19 protein-coding genes are annotated in these 16,828 nt (G+C 75.0%); 9 read left to right on the top strand and 10 right to left on the bottom strand.

Annotated elements, in window-relative coordinates:
* Window positions 1-78: 78 nt before the first annotated feature.
* Entirely contained in the window at window positions 79-918 is an 840-nt protein-coding gene (locus O2W53_RS09785) for a hypothetical protein (protein ID WP_036333128.1), read from the top strand.
* Here O2W53_RS09785 and O2W53_RS09780 read toward each other — a convergent pair.
* A complete protein-coding gene (locus O2W53_RS09780) occupies window positions 814-1,899 on the bottom strand; it encodes a helix-turn-helix domain-containing protein (RefSeq protein WP_269162862.1) in 1,086 nt (361 codons plus the stop codon). The two genes, O2W53_RS09785 and O2W53_RS09780, sit on opposite strands and share 105 nt — an antisense overlap.
* 81 nt (window positions 1,900-1,980) lie before the next feature.
* On the opposite strand from O2W53_RS09780, the gene O2W53_RS09775 reads away from it, so the two are divergent.
* A complete protein-coding gene (locus O2W53_RS09775) occupies window positions 1,981-2,238 on the top strand; it encodes a hypothetical protein (RefSeq protein WP_269162861.1) in 258 nt (85 codons plus the stop codon).
* 10 nt (window positions 2,239-2,248) lie between these two features.
* Window positions 2,249-2,467: a DUF3072 domain-containing protein gene (locus O2W53_RS09770; RefSeq protein ID WP_269162860.1), complete on the top strand. Its 219-nt coding sequence runs from the start codon at window positions 2,249-2,251 to the stop codon at window positions 2,465-2,467.
* A 261-nt stretch (window positions 2,468-2,728) separates the two neighbouring features.
* Here the strand turns inward: O2W53_RS09770 and O2W53_RS09765 are convergent, their stop codons facing one another.
* A complete protein-coding gene (locus O2W53_RS09765) occupies window positions 2,729-3,409 on the bottom strand; it encodes a response regulator transcription factor (protein WP_036333121.1) in 681 nt (226 codons plus the stop codon).
* Window positions 3,406-4,710, bottom strand: a complete 1,305-nt coding sequence (locus O2W53_RS09760) for a sensor histidine kinase (RefSeq protein WP_269162859.1) — start codon at window positions 4,708-4,710, stop codon at window positions 3,406-3,408. Before O2W53_RS09760 ends, O2W53_RS09765 begins: the two co-directional genes overlap by 4 nt.
* Window positions 4,711-4,971: 261 nt before the next feature.
* On the opposite strand from O2W53_RS09760, the gene phoU reads away from it, so the two are divergent.
* Window positions 4,972-5,640 (top strand): phosphate signaling complex protein PhoU, encoded by a 669-nt coding sequence (phoU, locus tag O2W53_RS09755; protein ID WP_269162858.1) that lies wholly within the window; start codon window positions 4,972-4,974, stop codon window positions 5,638-5,640.
* A gap of 58 nt (window positions 5,641-5,698) precedes the next feature.
* Here the strand turns inward: phoU and O2W53_RS09750 are convergent, their stop codons facing one another.
* The 5 genes from O2W53_RS09750 to mshA form a co-directional block, all read right to left on the bottom strand.
* Entirely contained in the window at window positions 5,699-6,463 is a 765-nt protein-coding gene (locus O2W53_RS09750; RefSeq protein ID WP_269162857.1) for a phosphoglyceromutase, read from the bottom strand.
* 52 nt (window positions 6,464-6,515) lie between these two features.
* Window positions 6,516-7,775, bottom strand: a complete 1,260-nt coding sequence (locus O2W53_RS09745) for an aminotransferase class I/II-fold pyridoxal phosphate-dependent enzyme (RefSeq protein ID WP_269162856.1) — start codon at window positions 7,773-7,775, stop codon at window positions 6,516-6,518.
* A gap of 211 nt (window positions 7,776-7,986) precedes the next feature.
* Entirely contained in the window at window positions 7,987-9,546 is a 1,560-nt protein-coding gene (locus O2W53_RS09740; RefSeq protein ID WP_269162855.1) for an MFS transporter, read from the bottom strand.
* Window positions 9,543-10,067, bottom strand: coding sequence for a YbjN domain-containing protein (locus tag O2W53_RS09735; protein WP_269162854.1), 525 nt, complete (start codon window positions 10,065-10,067; stop codon window positions 9,543-9,545). Before O2W53_RS09735 ends, O2W53_RS09740 begins: the two co-directional genes overlap by 4 nt.
* Window positions 10,064-11,458, bottom strand: a complete 1,395-nt coding sequence (gene mshA, locus O2W53_RS09730; RefSeq protein ID WP_269162853.1) for a D-inositol-3-phosphate glycosyltransferase — start codon at window positions 11,456-11,458, stop codon at window positions 10,064-10,066. The genes O2W53_RS09735 and mshA overlap by 4 nt, the downstream gene beginning before the upstream one ends.
* Before the next feature lie 111 nt (window positions 11,459-11,569).
* Here mshA and O2W53_RS09725 point away from each other — a divergent pair, with 111 nt between their 5' ends.
* Together O2W53_RS09725 and O2W53_RS09720 are read left to right on the top strand one after the other, a co-directional pair.
* Window positions 11,570-12,355 carry an SDR family oxidoreductase gene (locus O2W53_RS09725; RefSeq protein WP_269162852.1) on the top strand — a complete coding sequence of 262 codons (786 nt, stop codon included), beginning with the start codon at window positions 11,570-11,572 and terminating at the stop codon, window positions 12,353-12,355.
* Between the two features lie 131 nt (window positions 12,356-12,486).
* On the top strand, window positions 12,487-12,960 hold the full coding sequence (locus O2W53_RS09720) for a GNAT family N-acetyltransferase (protein ID WP_269162851.1): 474 nt from the start codon (window positions 12,487-12,489) through the stop codon (window positions 12,958-12,960).
* Here O2W53_RS09720 and O2W53_RS09715 read toward each other — a convergent pair.
* Window positions 12,957-13,232, bottom strand: coding sequence for a hypothetical protein (locus O2W53_RS09715; protein ID WP_269162850.1), 276 nt, complete (start codon window positions 13,230-13,232; stop codon window positions 12,957-12,959). The genes O2W53_RS09720 and O2W53_RS09715 overlap by 4 nt on opposite strands.
* Window positions 13,229-14,263, bottom strand: a complete 1,035-nt coding sequence (locus O2W53_RS09710) for a UDP-N-acetylmuramate dehydrogenase (RefSeq protein ID WP_269162849.1) — start codon at window positions 14,261-14,263, stop codon at window positions 13,229-13,231. Before O2W53_RS09710 ends, O2W53_RS09715 begins: the two co-directional genes overlap by 4 nt.
* A gap of 40 nt (window positions 14,264-14,303) precedes the next feature.
* Between O2W53_RS09710 and O2W53_RS09705 the strand changes: the two genes are divergently transcribed.
* From O2W53_RS09705 to O2W53_RS09695, 3 genes are read left to right on the top strand one after another with little or no spacing between them, the layout of a single operon-like run.
* Complete coding sequence (locus tag O2W53_RS09705; protein WP_269162848.1) at window positions 14,304-15,149, top strand: class I SAM-dependent methyltransferase; 846 nt, start codon at window positions 14,304-14,306, stop codon at window positions 15,147-15,149.
* A gap of 26 nt (window positions 15,150-15,175) precedes the next feature.
* Window positions 15,176-15,955 (top strand): maleylpyruvate isomerase N-terminal domain-containing protein, encoded by a 780-nt coding sequence (locus O2W53_RS09700; RefSeq protein WP_269162847.1) that lies wholly within the window; start codon window positions 15,176-15,178, stop codon window positions 15,953-15,955.
* Between the two features lie 2 nt (window positions 15,956-15,957).
* Window positions 15,958-16,818 (top strand): spermidine synthase, encoded by an 861-nt coding sequence (locus tag O2W53_RS09695; protein ID WP_269162846.1) that lies wholly within the window; start codon window positions 15,958-15,960, stop codon window positions 16,816-16,818.
* Window positions 16,819-16,828: the final 10 nt, after the last annotated feature.

Here is a 16,828-nt window from a genome sequence, read left to right as displayed (position 1 = left end):
CTGCCTGGCCCCCTCCGGAGGCTCGCGGCGAGCGGGCGAGGCGTGAGGGGGAGGGGGTCCTTTCACTAGGCTGCACCGGTGGACCCGAGCACAGCCGCCGACAGCCCTCCCGAGGTCGGGCTGGACTTCCCCCGCGAGTGGATCGAGTTCCTGGACCCGGCTGATCCGGAGCACCTCGTGCGGGCCGACCTCACCTGGCTGACCAGCGCCTGGACCTGCGTCTTCGGTCGTGGCTGCGCCGGGGTGGTGGCCGGCCGCGCCGAGGACGGCTGCTGCAACCACGGCGCCTTCTTCACCGACACCGACGACCTCACCCGGGTCGAGGAGTCGGTCGGCGAGCTGACGCCCGCGGACTGGCAGCGGCATCCCGGCACGACCCCCGGCCGGGACGACTGGACCGAACCGGACACCCTGACCGAGCCGGCACCGGGCGAGGACGCCGAGCAGGCGCTGCGCACCCGGGTGGTGGACGGCGCCTGCGTCTTCCTCAACCGGCCGGGGCACCCGGCCGGGGCCGGCTGCGCGCTGCACGCCATGGCACTGCGCCAGGGCCGGCACCCCCTGGAGACCAAGCCCGACGTCTGCTGGCAGCTGCCCGTGCGCCGGGAGCAGGAGTGGGTCGACCGCCCCGACGACAGCCGGGTGCTCGTCTCCACGATCGGCGAGTTCGACCGGCGTGGCTGGGGCCCCGGCGGGCACGACCTGCACTGGTGGTGCACGGGCTCACCGACGGCGCACGTCGCGGCCGAGCCGCTGGTGGAGACCTACGGCCCCGAGCTCGTCGCGCTGCTCGGGCCGGCCGCGTACGCCGAGCTACGCCGGCTGACCGAGGCCCGCCTGGACGCCGGCCTCGTCGCTCCCCACCCCGCCAGCCCCCGGCCAGTGCCGGTGGAGCTGCACCGTCGCCGTCCCGACTGAGCCACCCGGGCGGGCGCCGGCCCGGAAGGTCTGCCGGTAGGCCCGCGGGGAGACCCCGCGGCGCCGGGTGAACTGCTCCCGCAGGCCGGCCGCGGTGCCGAAGCCGACCAGCCGGGCGATCTCCTCGACCGGGGCGTCACTGCCCTCCAGCAGGGCCTCCGCCGCGGCCAGCCGCTGACCGAGCAGCCAGGCGTGCGGCGTCGTCCCGGTGGTGGCCTTGAACCGGCGGGCGAAGCTGCGGGGGCTCATCAGTGCCCGGCGGGCGAGCAGCTCGACGCTGATCTCCTCCGCCAGGTGCGCCCGGGCCCACTCCAGGACGACGCCCAGCAGGTCGTCCTCGCAGCGGGCGACCGGGGTGTCGATGTACTGCGCCTGCCCCCCGTCCCGGTGCGGGGGCACGACCATCTCCCGGGCGAGCGCGTTCGCCGCTGCGGGGCCCCACTCCCGGCGCACCAGGTGCAGCAGGGTGTCGACGCCGGCGGCCGTGCCCGCACCGGTGATCAGCCGACCGCAGTCGACGTAGAGGACGGCGGGGTCCACCGTCACGGCGGGGAACCGCGCGGCCAGCTCGCCGGCGTGGCGCCAGTGCGTGGTGGCGCGGCAGCCGTCCAGCAGCCCGGCGGCGGCGACGACGAAGGCGCCGGTGCACTGGCTGACCACGATCGCACCCCGGGCATGGGCGTCGCGGATCCCGGCGATCAGCGCGGCCGAGGGCTCACGCTCGTACAGCTCCCAGGCGGTGATCAGCACGATGTCCGAGACCGCCAGCCGCTCCAGCCCGTCGTCGACCAGCAGCCGGACACCGGTGTCGGTGCGCACCTCACCGGGCACCTCGGTGACCAGCGCGAAGTCGAACAGCGGCAGGCCCATCGCGGTGCGGTCGTAGCCGAAGACCTCCGACGTCACCCCCAGCCCGAAGCTGCCGACGACGCCATCGGCGACGACGACGCTCACCACGACCGGGGCACCAGGAGTGGTCATGCCGACAGGATGGCAGAACAGACGCGGTCGTGGTCAGTCCTGCCACTCGTCCGGTCGTCCACCGAGCGCGACGCTCTCCACATGTTGCTGATCACCTGCCCCGTCACCCGGACCGACGAGCTGGTCGCCGACCGGCGGATCCGATCGGTCGCCAACCACCCCACGCACATCGCCGTCGCGGTCGAGTGCCCGTCCTGCGGCGGCACCCACGTCTTCCGGACCGGACGACGGTGGGAGGAGCGCCGCACCGACCTCGCCACCCGGACCGCCCAGCAGGCCGCCGTCCAGGCGACGACGGCCGCCGCCGCTCGGGCTGCACGGCTCCGACAGCCCGCGTAGCTTCGAACACATGAGCGAAGCGAACAGCACCGGCCCGGACAGCCCGCAGAGCACCGAGAAGGACCCCGACGACTGGGTCACCGGTGACGAGCCGGCCACCGGCGCACAGAAGAGCTACCTGAACACCCTGGCCCGCGAGGCCGAGGAGGACGTCCCCGACGACATCAGCAAGGCCGACGCCTCCAAGAAGATCGACGAACTCCAGGAAGAGACCGGCCGCGGCCAGTAGCACGCAGGCCGCCGACCACTGCCACCAGTGGTCACGCCGGAGGCGGTGACGTCGGACGGCGGGCCCGCAGGGTCCACCTCCGACGTCACGGGAAACGGCTCATCGCAGGGCAAGCCTGCACCTGGCCGCGGGGTCCGAGACGCCGGAGGCGGTCACGCCGGACGGCGGGCCCGCAGGGTCCACCTCCGGCGTGACGGGAAACGGCTCAGCACGAGGTGACCCGGCACCTGGCCGCGGTGCGATCCGGAGGATCGCAATGAGTCAAGCCTCGAACTTGTACCCCAGCCCCCGGACGGTGACCAGGTAGCGCGGATTGGCCGGGTCGGGCTCGAGCTTGGCGCGCAGCCGCTTGACGTGGACGTCGAGGGTCTTGGTGTCCCCGACGTAGTCGGCGCCCCAGACCCGGTCGATCAGCTGGCCGCGGGTGAGCACCCGGCCGGCGTTGCGCAGCAGCAGCTCCAGCAGGTCGAACTCCTTGAGCGGCAGCGACACCGTCTGGCCGTCGACCGCCACGACGTGCCGGTCGACGTCCAGCCGTACCGGTCCGGCGACGAGGGCGCCCTCGGCCGTGGGCTCGGCCTCGGTGCCGCGGCGCAGCACGGCCCGCATCCGGGCGACCAGCTCCCGGGCGGAGTACGGCTTGGTGACGTAGTCGTCGGCCCCCAGCTCGAGCCCGACGACCTTGTCGATCTCGGCGTCCTTGGCGGTGAGCATGATGATCGGCACGGAGCTCTTGGCGCGCAGCGACCGGCAGACCTCGGTGCCCGACAGGCCGGGCAGCATCAGGTCCAGCAGCACGATGTCGGCCCCGGCCCGGTCGAACTCGACGAGCGCGTCCGTCCCGGTGGAGGCGACGACGGTGTCGTAGCCCTCCCGCCGCAACATGTAGGACAGCGCGTCGGAGAAGGACTCCTCGTCCTCCACCACGAGCACTCGGGTCATGACCGTCCCTTCTGCAGGACCCCGGAGGGTCCATCATCGGCCCCTGAGGGGCCTTGATCGGTTGTCTGGCGGCTGCGCAGTGGTGGTACCGGTGGCCGTTCGGGCGCACCGTCGTCGTCCATCGCCCCGTCGGCGTCTGCCGCGAGGGGGATGCGCAGGGTGAAGGTCGAGCCGAGGCCCTCCTCGCTCCAGACCGCCACCGAGCCACCGTGGTTGGTGGCCACGTGCTTGACGATCGCCAGCCCCAGCCCGGTGCCCCCGGTGGCGCTGGCCCGGGACTGGTCGACCCGGTAGAAGCGCTCGAACACCCGCGAGCGGTCGGAGCGGGGGATGCCGATGCCGGAGTCGGTCACCGCGACCTCGGCGAACCCGGACCGGGCGCGCGCGCCGACCGCGATCGTGGTGCCGCCGGGGCTGTAGGCGACGGCGTTGGCGAGCAGGTTGGTCAGTGCGGTGGCCAGCTGGGCCTCGACCCCGCGGACCACGAGGCCGGGTTGGGCGGCGACGGCCAGCTGGATGTCCTTCGCCGCAGCGGCGGCCCGGGTCCGGTCCACGGCCTCGGAGACGACCGTGCCCACCGCGACCGGCACCAGCTCGGGCAGCGGTTCGGCCCCCTGCAGGCGGGAGAGGTCGATCAGCTCGCGGACCAGCCGGGACAGCCGGTCGGCCTCGTGGCTCATCCGCGCGGCGAACCGCTGGACGGTCTCCGGGTCGTCGGCCGCGTCCTGCACCGCCTCGGCCAGCAGCGCGAGCGCGCCGACCGGGGTCTTGAGCTCGTGCCCGACGTTGGCCACGAAGTCCTTGCGGACCGCCTCGACCCGCCGGGCCTCGGTGACGTCCTGCAGCACCAGCGCGACCGGCCCTGGGGAGGTGGCGGGCCCGGTCCCGAGCCGGATGCCGTGCACGGCCACCATCCGCGGCCCTGCTCCCACCAGGTCACTGGGCAGGGCGACGTCGGCTCGCTGGCTCCCGGTGACCTGCACCTCGCGGGCCACCTCGACCAGCCCGGGGACGAGCAGCCGGTTGCCGCGCAGGACGCCCAGCGCCCGGGCGGAGGCGTTGGCCAGCAGCACCGCCTCGTCACGGCCGAGCAGGACGACGGCGGGGTCCATCAGGTCGACCAGCCGGCGGCTCATCGCGGCGTCGGAGTCCGTGCGGCGCTCGGCGCGATCGGCCGCACCGGCCTGCTGGTCGGCCTGGGCCTGCCGCCGGGCGCGCGAGGACCGCACGACCAGTGCCGCCGACGCCGCCAGCAGCAGGCCGAGCACCAGGCCCACCAGCAGGGCGACGACCGGGTCCACAGGTCCGATGCTAGACAGGACCCGGGCGCGGACCAGCATCCTCGGTGGCTGTCACCCGGTCGGGTCGGAGGAGTTCACCGTCGGGCCCCTGGCCGTTCACCTGGCGGCCTCCTCAGGCGTGGAACCGGGTCTCTACCCTCGAACACACACGTGTCGCGACCGACGAATCCGCCGGCGGCGCACACGCGGGGGGGATCGCGTCGTCCCGGGTCGCCGTCCCCCGGGTGCCGCCTGCGCGCGGCGACGGGACGAGGAGGAACCGTGTTGCGAGAGAGCTACCGCGAGGAACTGGACGACATCAACGCCTGTCTGGTGGAGATGTCGAACTCGGTCGGCTCGGCGATGAGCACGGCCACGACCGCCCTGCTGGACGCCGATGTCGCCCTCGCCGACCTGGTGATCGCCGGCGACGAGCGCATCGACGCCGTCCGCGAGAGCATCGAGGAACGCTGCTTCACCCTGCTGGCCCGCCAGCAGCCGGTCGCCACCGACCTGCGCACCATCACCACGGCCATGCGGATCGTCGGCGACCTCGAGCGGATGGGCGACCTCGCCGAGCACATCGCCAAGGTGGCCCGGATGCGCTTCCCGGAGCACGCGGTGCCGCAGGAGGTCCGGCCGGTCTTCCTGGAGGCCGGGCACATCGCGGAGAGCCTGGTGACCAAGGCCGGCACGGTGATCGCCAAGCGGGACGTCGAGGCGGCCGTCGAGCTCGAGGCGGAGGACGACCTGATGGACCAGCTGCACAAGCAGCTGTTCCGTGAGCTCCTCGCCCCGACCTGGGTGCACGGCATGGAGTCGGCCATCGACGTCACCCTGCTGGGCCGCTACTACGAGCGCTTCGCCGACCACGCGGTCAGCGTCGCCCGCCGGGTGGTCTTCCTGGTCACCGGCGAGAAGCCGACCCTGGCGGTCACCGACCCTCGCTGAGCACCACCCAGCGAACGAGGAGGGGCCCGGGCGATGTGCCCGGGCCCCTCCTCGTCTGCTACTTCTTGCCCTGGTTCTTGACCGCCTCGATCGCGGCGGCGGCTGCATCGGGGTCGAGGTACTGGCCGCCGGGCGTGACCGGCCGCAGGTCGGCGTCCAGGTCGTAGCGCAGCGGGACGCCGGTGGGGATGTTCAGCCCGACGACCTCGTCCTCACCCATGTCGTCCAGGTGCTTCACCAGGGCGCGCAGGCTGTTGCCGTGCGCGGCCACCAGGACGGTCTGACCGCTGCGCAGGTCCGGCACGATCGCGTCGTACCAGTACGGCAGCATCCGGACGACGACGTCGGCCAGGCACTCGGTGGCCGGGCGGGCCTCCGAGGGGAGGAACCGGTAGCGGGGGTCGCCGTCCTGGCTGTACTCGCTGCCGGCCTCGATCGGCGGCGGCGGCGTGGCGTAGCTGCGCCGCCAGGTCATGAACTGCTCCTCGCCGTACTCGGCGAGCGTGGCTGCCTTGTCCTTGCCCTGCAGCGCCCCGTAGTGCCGCTCGTTGAGCCGCCAGGAGCGGCGGACCGGGATCCACTGCCGGTCCGCCGCGGCCAGCGCCAGCTCCGCGGTGGTGATGGCCCGCTTGAGCAGCGAGGTGTGCAGGACGTCGGGCAGCAGCCCCTGCTCGGCGAGCAGGTGCCCGCCGCGGGCGGCCTCGGCACGCCCCTTCTCCGACAGCTCGACGTCCACCCAGCCGGTGAACAGGTTGGCCTTGTTCCACTCGCTCTCGCCGTGGCGGAGCAGGATGAGGGTCCCGGTGCTCGTCGTGTCGCTCACGCGGCCATCCTGCCCGACCGCCACCCGGCCCGTGCACGGCAGCCCGGCGGCCTCACGCCATCGCGCCGGCCATCGCGCCGGTCGGCTCCGGGGAGCGCACCCCGCGGACGGCGGCGGCCACCAGCTCCCCGGCCCGGCGCAGCTGCTCCTCGGTGTGTGTGGCCATGACCGCCAGGCGCAGCACGCCCTGTCCGCGCGGGACGGCCGGGTAACTGACCGCGTTGGTGTAGACCCCGGCCTCGTGGGCGGCGGCCCAGGCGCTGCGGGTGGCCTCGTCCTCGCCGGTGCGGACGGCGATGACGGCGCCCTTGCCGGGCAGGGGCGGGGCACCGCACTCGGTGAGCACCCGGCGCAGCAGGTCCCCGTTGTCCCGCAGGCGCTGCATCCGCTCCGGCTCCCGGCGCAGCACGCGGAGCGCGGCGAGCGCGGCGGCGACCGCTGCCGGGGCGTTCGCGGCGCTGAAGATGTAGGGCATCGCCGAGGCGCGGATGCCGTCGGCGACCGCGCGCGAGGTGAGCACCGCGCCGCCGACGCTGGCCAGCGACTTGCTGAACGCCACGGTGACCGCGTCGACCCGGTCCAGGACACCGGCCGCCTCGGCGGCGCCCCGGCCGTTGGCCCCCAGCACCCCGAGCCCGTGCGCCTCGTCGACCACCAGGCGGGCGGAGAACCGCCCGCAGAGGCCGGCGATCGCCGCCAGCGGCGCCGACTCCCCGCTCATCGAGTAGACGCCGTCGACGACCACGACCGCCCCGGCCTCGGGGTCCAGGCGCCCCAGCCGCCGCTCCAGCGAGGCCACCGAGTTGTGGGTGAAGCGGAGCACGGTGCCCCGGCTGGCGGCCGCCGCGGCGTGCAGGCTGGCGTGGGCGTGGGCGTCGACGAGCAGCGCGTCGCCGGGCGCGCCGATGGTGGAGAGGATGGCGGCGTTGGCGTTGACCCCGGCGGAGGTCAGCACCGCGTCCTCGGTGCCGTGGTGCTCGGCGAGCTCCCGCTCCAGGGTCAGGTGCAGGCGGGTGGTGCCGTTGAGGATGCGGCTGCCGGCCGCACTGGTGCCGTACTGCCGCAGGGCGGCGACCGCGGCCTCGACCACCTGGGGGTCACCGGCCAGGCCGAGGTAGTTGTTCGTGCCCAGGTTGATCCGGGTGCGGCCGTCGTCGAACACCGTGAGCGGCTCGGGTGCCCCGGCGGTGGGCACCGAGTGCGTGGCCATCCCCTCCCGCACGTGCCGCCGCATCATCTCCGCGCGGGTGCTCTCCAGCAGCGGGGCGAAGGGGTCGCGGCGGGTGGGGACGGACCGGGCAGCGTCGAACACGGGCAGCTCCTCGCAGTCGGCGCGGGGATCGCAGCCGTTCACCCCTGACCTTGGCGGCCAACACGCTCCGTGGTCAACGGATACCGCTCAGTCCGGTCGAGGGTCACCCGAGCAGGCGTGGGACGGGTCACTCCTCGACGGAGCGTGTCGGGTCGGGGCAGCCGGCAGGGCCCGGGCGGGTGACACCCGGTCACGCGAGGGGGCGGACGGCTCAGCTGGTCCGGCGCCGGCCGGGGAGCCAGACCAGGACGACGATCGCGGCGACCACCGCGGCGCCCGCGGTGCCGACGGCGGTCAGGTGCATGGCACCGACGAACGCCTCCCGGGCCGGGTCGACGACGGCCGCGGCAGCTGCGGCGGCCTCCCCGCCGGTCGCCTCGGCGTCCTCCACCGCGGCGAGCGTCGCCACGATCGACTCCCCCGCCTGGTCCCGCGCCCCGGCAGGCAGCGCCAGGACGTCGTCCCCGAGCCGGTTGGCGTAGGAGGTGGCCAGCACCGAGCCGAGGATCGCCACGCCGAGCGCGCCGCCGACCTGGCGCACCGCGTTGTTCACGGCCGCCCCGGCACCGGCCTTCTCCCGCGGGACGACGGACATGATCGACTCGGTCGCCGGGGCCATCACCGCCCCCATGCCGATGCCCTGCAGCGCGAGGTCGGCGAGCACCAGCCAGACCGGTGCATCGGCGTCCAGCAGTTGGATGCCGGCGAAGGAGAGCGCGATCAGCGTGAAGCCGGTGGCGCAGACCGCCTTGGCCCCGAACCGTTCGGCCAGCCGCGAGGTGCGCGGCGCGGTCAGCGCGATGCCCAGGGCGACCGGCACCAGCGAGGCCCCGCTCTCCAGCGGGGAGTACCCGCGCACGCCCTGCAGGTAGTAGACGAGGTAGAACGTCGCCCCCTGCAGGGCGAAGAAGTTGAGCGCGAGGGCGCCGGCCGCCGCGGAGAAGGCCGGGTTGCGGAACAGCGAGACGTCCAGCGCCGGGTGCGCCGTGCGCCGCTGCCACCAGATGAAGACGACCAGCAGGACGACGCCGGCGGCCAGCGGTCCCCAGGTCTGCGGCTCGCTCCAGCCCTCGCTGCCGCCGCGGATGATCCCGTAGACCACCCCGACCAGTGCGGCGATGGACAGCAGCACGCCGGGGACGTCGAGCCGGCCCGGGTCGGGGTCCTTGGACTCGGGGACGACGGTCAGGACGCCGACCGCACCGACCGCCGCGACCGGGACGCCGAGCAGGAAGACCGCACCCCACCAGAAGTGCTCCAGCACCAGGCCACCGGCCAGCGGCCCACCGGCGACGGCGAGCCCGGAGGCACCGGCCCACAGGCCGATCGCCCGGCCCCGCTCACCGGAGGGGAAGACGTTGGTGATCACGGCCAGGGTGGCCGGCTGGATCGCCGCGCCGCCGACGCCCATCAGCGCCCGCCAGCCGATCAGCTCGAGCGCCGAGTCGCTGAAGGCGGCCAGCACCGACCCGAGCGCGAAGATCGTCAGCCCGGCCAGCAGCACCTTGCGCCGGCCGATCCGGTCGCCGATGACACCCCAGCTGAACAGCAGCCCGGCGAACACCAGGATGTAGGAGTCGATCGCCCACTGCAGCTCGCCCTGGGTGGCGTCCAGCTCCCGCTGCAGGGTGGGCAGCGCGACGTTCAGGATCGTGTTGCCCATGATCACCATGAGCAGGCAGACGATCATCGTGCCGAGCACCCACCAGCGGCGCTCGTAGCCCGGCGGCAGCTGGTCGGTCGCCGGCGCCGGGCGTTCGGTGGTGCTCACCCCTGCGGGTCCTGGGGCCGCCGGGCGGGGTCGGCGAAGGCGGCGAAGGCCTCCAGGTTGCGCAGCGACTCCCCGCGCTTGACCCGCCAGTCCCACTCGCGGCGGATCGAGGTACCGAAGCCGATCTCCAGCAGGGTGTTGAAGTGGTCGTCGGCGTAGGTGAGCACCGAGCCGAGCAGCCGGTCGATCTCCTCGGGGGTGATCACCGCGTGCGGGAGCCGGCCGGTCAGGTAGACGTCACCGACGCTGTCGATCGAGTAGCTGACCCCGTAGCTGCGCGCGTTGTGCTGCAGCAGCCAGGCCCACACCTGCTCCCGGTTCTCGTCGGGCTGCCGGCAGACGAACGCCTCGATGGTGAGGGCGTGTGCGCCGATGGTCAGCCCGACGACCGTCTTGAGCTTCTTCGTGCCGGGCAGGGTGACGACGAAGCGACCCGACCCCGGGTGTTCGTGCTCCAGCTCGGCCGCGCGCAGCGTCTCCTCGACGACCGCGTCGAGTTCGGGGATGCTGCGCTCGCTCATCGCCGGGCCCGACCCCCGAGGCTGTTCCCGCCGGTCAGCACCCGCACGGCCTCGGCGGCCCGGTGTGCCCTGCGCACCCGGCGCCGGCCCATCTCGCTCATCGCCGCGGCGTAGGCGTCGACCAGCGAGTCGGTGGTGCGGTCCCAGCTGAACGCGGCGGCGTGCCGCCGGGCGCCGGCAGCGAGCAGTTCACGGCGGGCCAGCACCCGGCGGATGGCCGCGGCGTAGGCCTCCGGGTCGCGGCCGGCGACCAGCAGCCCGGAGACCCCGTCGTCGACGGCGGTGGGCAGCCCGCCGACCGCCGCGGCGACCACCGGGGTGCCGCAGGCCTGGGCCTCCAGCGCGACCAGGCCGAAGGACTCGTTGTGGCTGGGCACGACGGCGACGTCGGCGGCCCGGTAGTGGTCGGCGAGCTGCGCGGGCGCCTGCGGCGGCAGGAAACGGACCACGTCGGAGACGCCCAGGGAGACCGCCAGCTCCTGCAGCCGCTGCGGCTCGGCCAGCCCCGACCCGCTGGGCGCACCGACGACCAGCACCTCGAGCCGCTCGCGCAGGGTCGGGTCGGCGGCGAGCATCCGGGCCGCGGCATGCAGCAGCATCTCCGGGGCCTTGAGCGGCTGGATCCGGCCGACGAACAGCAGGACGACGGCGTCCGGGGCCACCCCGATCCGCGCCCGGGCGCCGCGGCGGTCACCGGGCCGGAAGACGTCCAGGTCGACGCCGGGCGGGACGACCAGCGTGCGGCGGGGGTCGGCGTCGTAGAAGTCGACCAGCTGCCGGGCCTCCTCGGCGGTGTTGGCCACCAGCCGGTCGGCCTCCGCGACGACCTGCTGCTCCCCGATCACCCGGGTGCGCGGCTCGGGCTCGTCGCCCTCGGCCAGCGCGGCGTTCTTCACCTTCGCCAGCGTGTGCGCCGAGTGCACCAGCGGCACGCCCCAGCGGTCGCGGGCCAGCCAGCCGACCTGGCCGGAGAGCCAGTAGTGGGAGTGGACGACGTCGAAGTGCCCCGGCTCGTGCTGGGCCTCCTCGCGCAGCACCGCGGCGGTGAAGGCGCACATCTGCGCGGGCAGCTCCTGCTTGCCCAGGCCCTCGAAGGGGCCGGCGCTCACGTGCCGAACGGTCACGCCCGGGCTCATCTCGACCACCGGCGGCTGCTCGCTGGAGGTCGCCCGGGTGAACACGTCGACGGCGATCCCGCGGTCGGCCAGCCGGCGGGACACCTCGACCACGTAGACGTTCATGCCCCCGGCGTCACCGGCGCCCGGCTGCTCCAGCGGACTGGTGTGCACCGACAGGGTCGCGACCCGGCGCGGCAGCACCGGCGCGGCGGGCTCGGGCACGGCGCCGGCCCGCCACGGCGTGGGCTGGCGCGGAGAGCGGCGAGCGGGCACGGAACTCCTCCCGCTCGGACGTCGGGCCTGGTGCCGGCCTGAGTGGTCGTACGGCACCCGGGCGGGCACCCCTGTCGTGCTCTCAGTGTGCAACAGCGCCAGGATGGGCACATGTCCAGCCCCGTCGCCCCGTCGTCCTCCAGCGCCCCCTCCGCCGGGTCGGGCCGCGTCGCCGTCGTCACCGGCGCCTCCAGCGGCATCGGCGCCGCGACCGCCGAACGGCTGGCGGCTGACGGCTTCTCCGTCGTGCTGGCGGCCCGCCGCATCGACCGGCTGACCGAGCTGGCGGAGCGGATCGGCGGCCGGGCGGTGCAGCTGGACGTGACCGATCCCACCTCCGTCGCCGCCCTCGCCGACGGGCTCGACCGGGTCGACGTGTTGGTGAACAACGCCGGCGGCGCCTTCGACAGCAACCCGGTCGCCGACGCCGACCTGGACTCCTGGGAGCGCACCTACGACGTCAACGTGCTGGGGACGGTGCGGGTGACCAAGGCACTGCTGCCGGCTCTGCGGGCCTCGGGCGCCGGCGACCTGGTGTTCGTCGGCTCGACCGCCGGGCTGGTCAGCTACGAGGGCGGGGCGAGCTACACCGCGGCCAAGCACGGCGTGCACACGCTGGCCGAGACGCTGCGGCTGGAGCTCGTGGCCGAGCCGGTGCGGGTGGTCGAGATCGCGCCCGGGATGGTCAAGACCGAGGAGTTCTCGCTCAACCGCACGAAGTCGCAGGAGAAGGCCGACACCGTCTACCGCGGGGTGCGCGAGCCGCTGGTCGCCGCCGACGTCGCCGACTGCATCGCCTGGGCGGTCACCCGGCCGCACCACGTGAACGTCGACCTGCTCGTCGTCCGGCCCCGCGCGCAGGCCGCCCAGCACAAGGTGCACCGCGAGTCCGACTGAGAACCGCCCCGGACGACGTCGAGATCCGGCTGAGCGCTGTCTCCGGGCCCACCGACCCAGCACCCAGCCGGATCTCGACGTCGGCAGCCGATCCCCTTCATCGAGACGTCCCCGTCCGACATGATCTGCCCGTGCAGGGTCTCCCACTGACGATCCGCCCGGCCGTCCCCGCCGACCACGACGCGGTGCAGGCGCTGGCCGGCGAGCTCACTGCCGGGATCGCGACGTGGCGACCCGCGGACGGCGCGGCCGCCGCGGCGGCGAGCTGGGTGGTCGACGCCTGCCGGGCCGCCGCCGATGACGACCACGTGCTGCTGGTCGCCACCAGCGCCGAGGAGGGCGTGCTCGGGTTCGCCGGGGCGAGCGCGCGGCGGCACTTCAGCGGCGAGCGCGAGGTCTACCTGGGTGAGCTGGTGGTCGCGCCCGGCGCCCGCCGCCGCGGCGTCGGCACCCTGCTGGTCGCTGCGGTCGAGGCATGGGCGCGCTCCCGCGGGCTGCACCGGGTCACCCTCGACACCGGCAGCGCCAACCACTCGGCGCGGGAGCTGTACGCCCGGCTCGGCTACGCCGAGGAGCAGGTCACGCTCTCCCGGGCACTGTCCTAGTCCGCGTTGCGGTGCAGGAGGTCGTAGGCGCGGGCCACCCGCGCCGGGTCGGCGGCGGTGCCGCTCTTCTCGAACAGCGCCTGCGCGTCGGCGACCTCGGCCGAGGCGGCGCTGCCGGAGTTGAGCACCCGGGAGATCAACCCGGACAGTGCGGCGTCCGCCTCGACCCGGGCCATCCAGCCGCTGAGCTGGGCGGGGTCGGCCGGCATGGGGGCCGGGGTGCGCAGCGCGTCGTAGAGGGCGCCCAGCTGCAGGGACTCGGCCGGGTTCACGGGCGCACCGCGGTCGGCTCGGGCACCAGGGTGACGCCGAACTGCTCCCGCACCGCAGCGACCACCCGGTCGGCGAAGGCCATCAGCTCGGTGGCGGTGGCGCCGGGCTCGGTGGTCAGCGCCAGGCTGTGCCGCGACGACGTCCCGACCTTCCCGGCGCGGGTGCCCCTCCCGTAGCCGGAGTGCTGCACCAGCCAGGCCGCGCTCAGCTTCACCTGCGCGGCCCCGTCGGCACCGATCCCGGCCGGCCAGGACGGGCACTCGGGCACCGCGGTGCCGACCGGCACGACCGGGTTGGTGAAGAACGACCCGGCGCTGCGCGAGTCGGGGTCGGCCGGGTCCCAGACCATCCCCTTGCCGCGGCGCAGGCCCAGCACGGCGTCCCGCACCGCGGCCAGCGGCGCGGTCTCCCCCAGCTCGACGCCCAGCGCCTTGGCCAGCTCCGCGTAGCTGACCGGGCTCGACTGCTCCGAGGCCCGCAGCAGGAAGGTCACCGAGAGGACGACGTACGCGCCGGGCTGGGACTTGAGCCGGCTGTCCCGGTAGGCGAAGCCCAGCTCGGCGGGGAGGAACACCCGCTCGGCCCCGGCGGACCGGTCGTACACCCGCACCGAGGTGATCAGCGCCGCGACCTCCTGGCCGTAGGCGCCGACGTTCTGCACCGGGGTGGCGCCGGTCGAGCCGGGGATGCCGGACAGCGCCTCCATCCCGGCCAGCTGCTGGGCCACGGTGTGCGCGACCAGGTCGTCCCAGGGCTCACCGGCCTCGACCTCGAGCTCGACGCCGTCGGCGGTGTCGGTGCGGGAGATGCCCCGGGTGCGCACCAGCACCACGTCGCCGGGCCAGCCGGTGTCCGGGGCCACGATGTTCGAGCCGCCGCCGAGCACCAGCAGCGGGCGGGCGGCGTCGTCGGCGTCCCGGACGGCGGCGACCAGCTCGTCGCGGCCGGTGACCTCGACCAACCGCTCGATCGGACCGCCGACCCCGAGGGTCGTCAGGTCCGCCAGCTGGGCGTCATGGCGTACCTGCACGCCACCACGGTAATCGGCGCCACGACTAACCTCGTGCACCGTGAGCGACCACACCCAACGTGCGTCGCTGCCGCCCGTCCGCAAGGCCCCCCGGCTGGCGGCGGGCCGCGCCCGCGCCCTCGGGCTGCCGACCCGGGGCACCACGAACGCCAACCGGCTCCGTCGGGTCGACCGCTGGCTGGTGGCCACCCAGGTGGCCCGGCTGCGCGACGCCGCCCGGCCGCTGGTCGTCGACCTCGGCTACGGGGCGTCGGCGGTCACCACGCTGGAGCTGGTCGACCGGCTCGCCCCGGAGGTCGACCGGCTCGAGGTGGTCGGCCTGGAGATCGACCCCGAGCGGGTGGCCGCCGTGGCCGACGACCGCGACCCGCCGCGAGTGGACTTCCGGCTCGGCGGCTTCGAGCTGGCCGGCCTGCGCCCGGTGCTGGTGCGGGCGTTCAACGTGCTGCGCCAGTACGACGAGGAGTCCGCCGGCCGGGCCTGGGACACGATGCGCGCCGCGCTGGCACCCGGGGGGCTGCTGGTCGAGGGCACCTGCGACGAGTGGGGACGACGAGCGACCTGGGTGGCCCTGGACGAGGACGGCCCGCTCACCCTGACCCTGGCCGCCCGGGTGTCGGACCTGGAGCGCCCCTCCGACCTGGCCGAGCGGCTGCCCAAGGCGCTGATCCACCACAACGTGCCGGGGCAGCCGGTGCACGCCTTCCTCACCGCCTTCGACACCGCCTGGGCCTCCGCGGCCGGGCTGTCGACGTTCGGCCCACGGCAGCGCTGGGCCGCCGCGGTCGAGTCCCTCGCCGACGCCGGCTGGCCGCTGGTCGGACCCACCCGGCGGTGGAAGCACGGCGAGGTCAGCGTCCGCTGGTCGGCGGTCGCGCCGACCTGACCCGCGCCGTGCGGCACGATGACGAGGTGCCCGCCCCCCTGCTCAGCCCCGACGAGCTGCACGACCGGTGCATCGCCGCCGTCGTGGGAGACGGCGAGCGGATCGGGGTGCTCGCCCAGGAGCTGGACGCCGGGCGCACCGCGGCCGCCGGTGGGCTGCAGACCGAGGTGCCCTGGGTGGCCGGCTGGACGGCCCGCGACCTGATCGCCCACCTCGGTGCCGTGCACCGCTGGGTCACCGGGATCCTGCGGGCCGGCTCCACCCGTCCGCCGGGCTCCTACAGCGGCATCGCCCCGCCGCACGACGACCTGCACGGCTGGTACGCCCTGGGCCTCACCGAGCTGGTCGCCACGCTGCGCACCACCGACCCCGATGCGCCCGCCTGGCACATGAGCCCGGCCGCCGGCCGCACCGCCCGCGACTGGGCCCGGCGGCAGGCGCACGAGCACACCGTCCACCGGCAGGACCTGGAGGCGGCCGCGTCCCTGGACCACGCTCCCGTCGACCCGGTGCTGGCCGGTGACGGCGTCGACGAGCTGCTGGCCGTCGTGCTCCCCCGCTGGCAGCACACCGCCCCGCTGCTCACCGCCCGGACGTCGGTCGGCGTCACCGCGACCGACCTCGAGCGCGGCTGGACCGTGGAGGTCGCCGACGGCGCCGTCCGGTGCACCGACGGCGCCACCGCGGACGCCGACGCCCAGCTGTCCGGGACGGCGGCCCGGCTGCTCCTGCACCTGTGGGGCCGCCCGGCCGAGGTGACCGTGCACGGTGACCGGGCCGCCGAGGCCCTGCTGCGGGGCCGCTGACCGTGGGCCGACGCGACCGCGGGCACCTCACCGCACTCCCGGGCGCCACCGAGGTGGGCGGCGGGACGGCGGAGCTGCTGGCCGACGCCGACCGGGACGGCTCCTGGCAGCTGCTGGTCAACGGCACCCCGCAGTCGCACGTCGACCTGACCGACCCCACGTACCTGGAGTTCGAGTACGTGCGGCGGATGGGGCACGTGCTCGACCTGGTCGCCGAACCCGGCCGATCGCTGGACGTGGTGCACCTGGGCGGGGGTGCGCTGACGCTGCCCCGCTACGTGGCGGTGACCCGCCCCGGGTCCGCGCAGCGGGTGATGGAGCTCGACGAGGCGCTCACCGAGCTGGTGCGCCGCGAGCTGCCGCTGCCCCGGAACGCCCGCGTCCGGGTCCGGGGGATCGACGCCCGGGCCGGGCTGGCCGCGCTGCCCGACGCCAGCGCCGACGTCGTCCTGGTCGACGTCTTCGCCGGGGCCCGGACCCCCGCCCACCTGACCACGGTGGAGTTCGCCACCGACGTGGCCCGGGTGCTGCGCCCCGGCGGCACCACGGCCTGGAACGTCTCCGACGGCCCGCCGCTGCGCTTCGCCCGCGCCCAGGCGGCGACCCTGCGGGCCGTCTTCGGCCACGTCGCCCTGCTCGCCGAGCCCGGCACGCTGCGCGGGCGCCGGTTCGGCAACACCGTGGCGGTCGCGTCCGCAGCCGAGCTGCCGATCGCCGGGCTCACCCGCCGGTGCGCCGGTGACCCGATGCCCTCCCGGGTGGTCAGCGGCGCGGAGCTGGACCGCTTCGTGGGGCAGGCCGTGCCGGTGAGCGACGCCGTGGCCGAGCCCTCGCCCCCGCCGCCGGCCGGCATCTTCGACTGAGCACCTGGGG

This window comes from Modestobacter sp. VKM Ac-2978 (assembly GCF_026968025.1).
Lineage (GTDB): Bacteria > Actinomycetota > Actinomycetes > Mycobacteriales > Geodermatophilaceae > Modestobacter.
The sequence above is the reverse complement of the archived record's forward strand: the minus strand, read 5'-3'. Positions and strand labels throughout refer to the sequence as shown.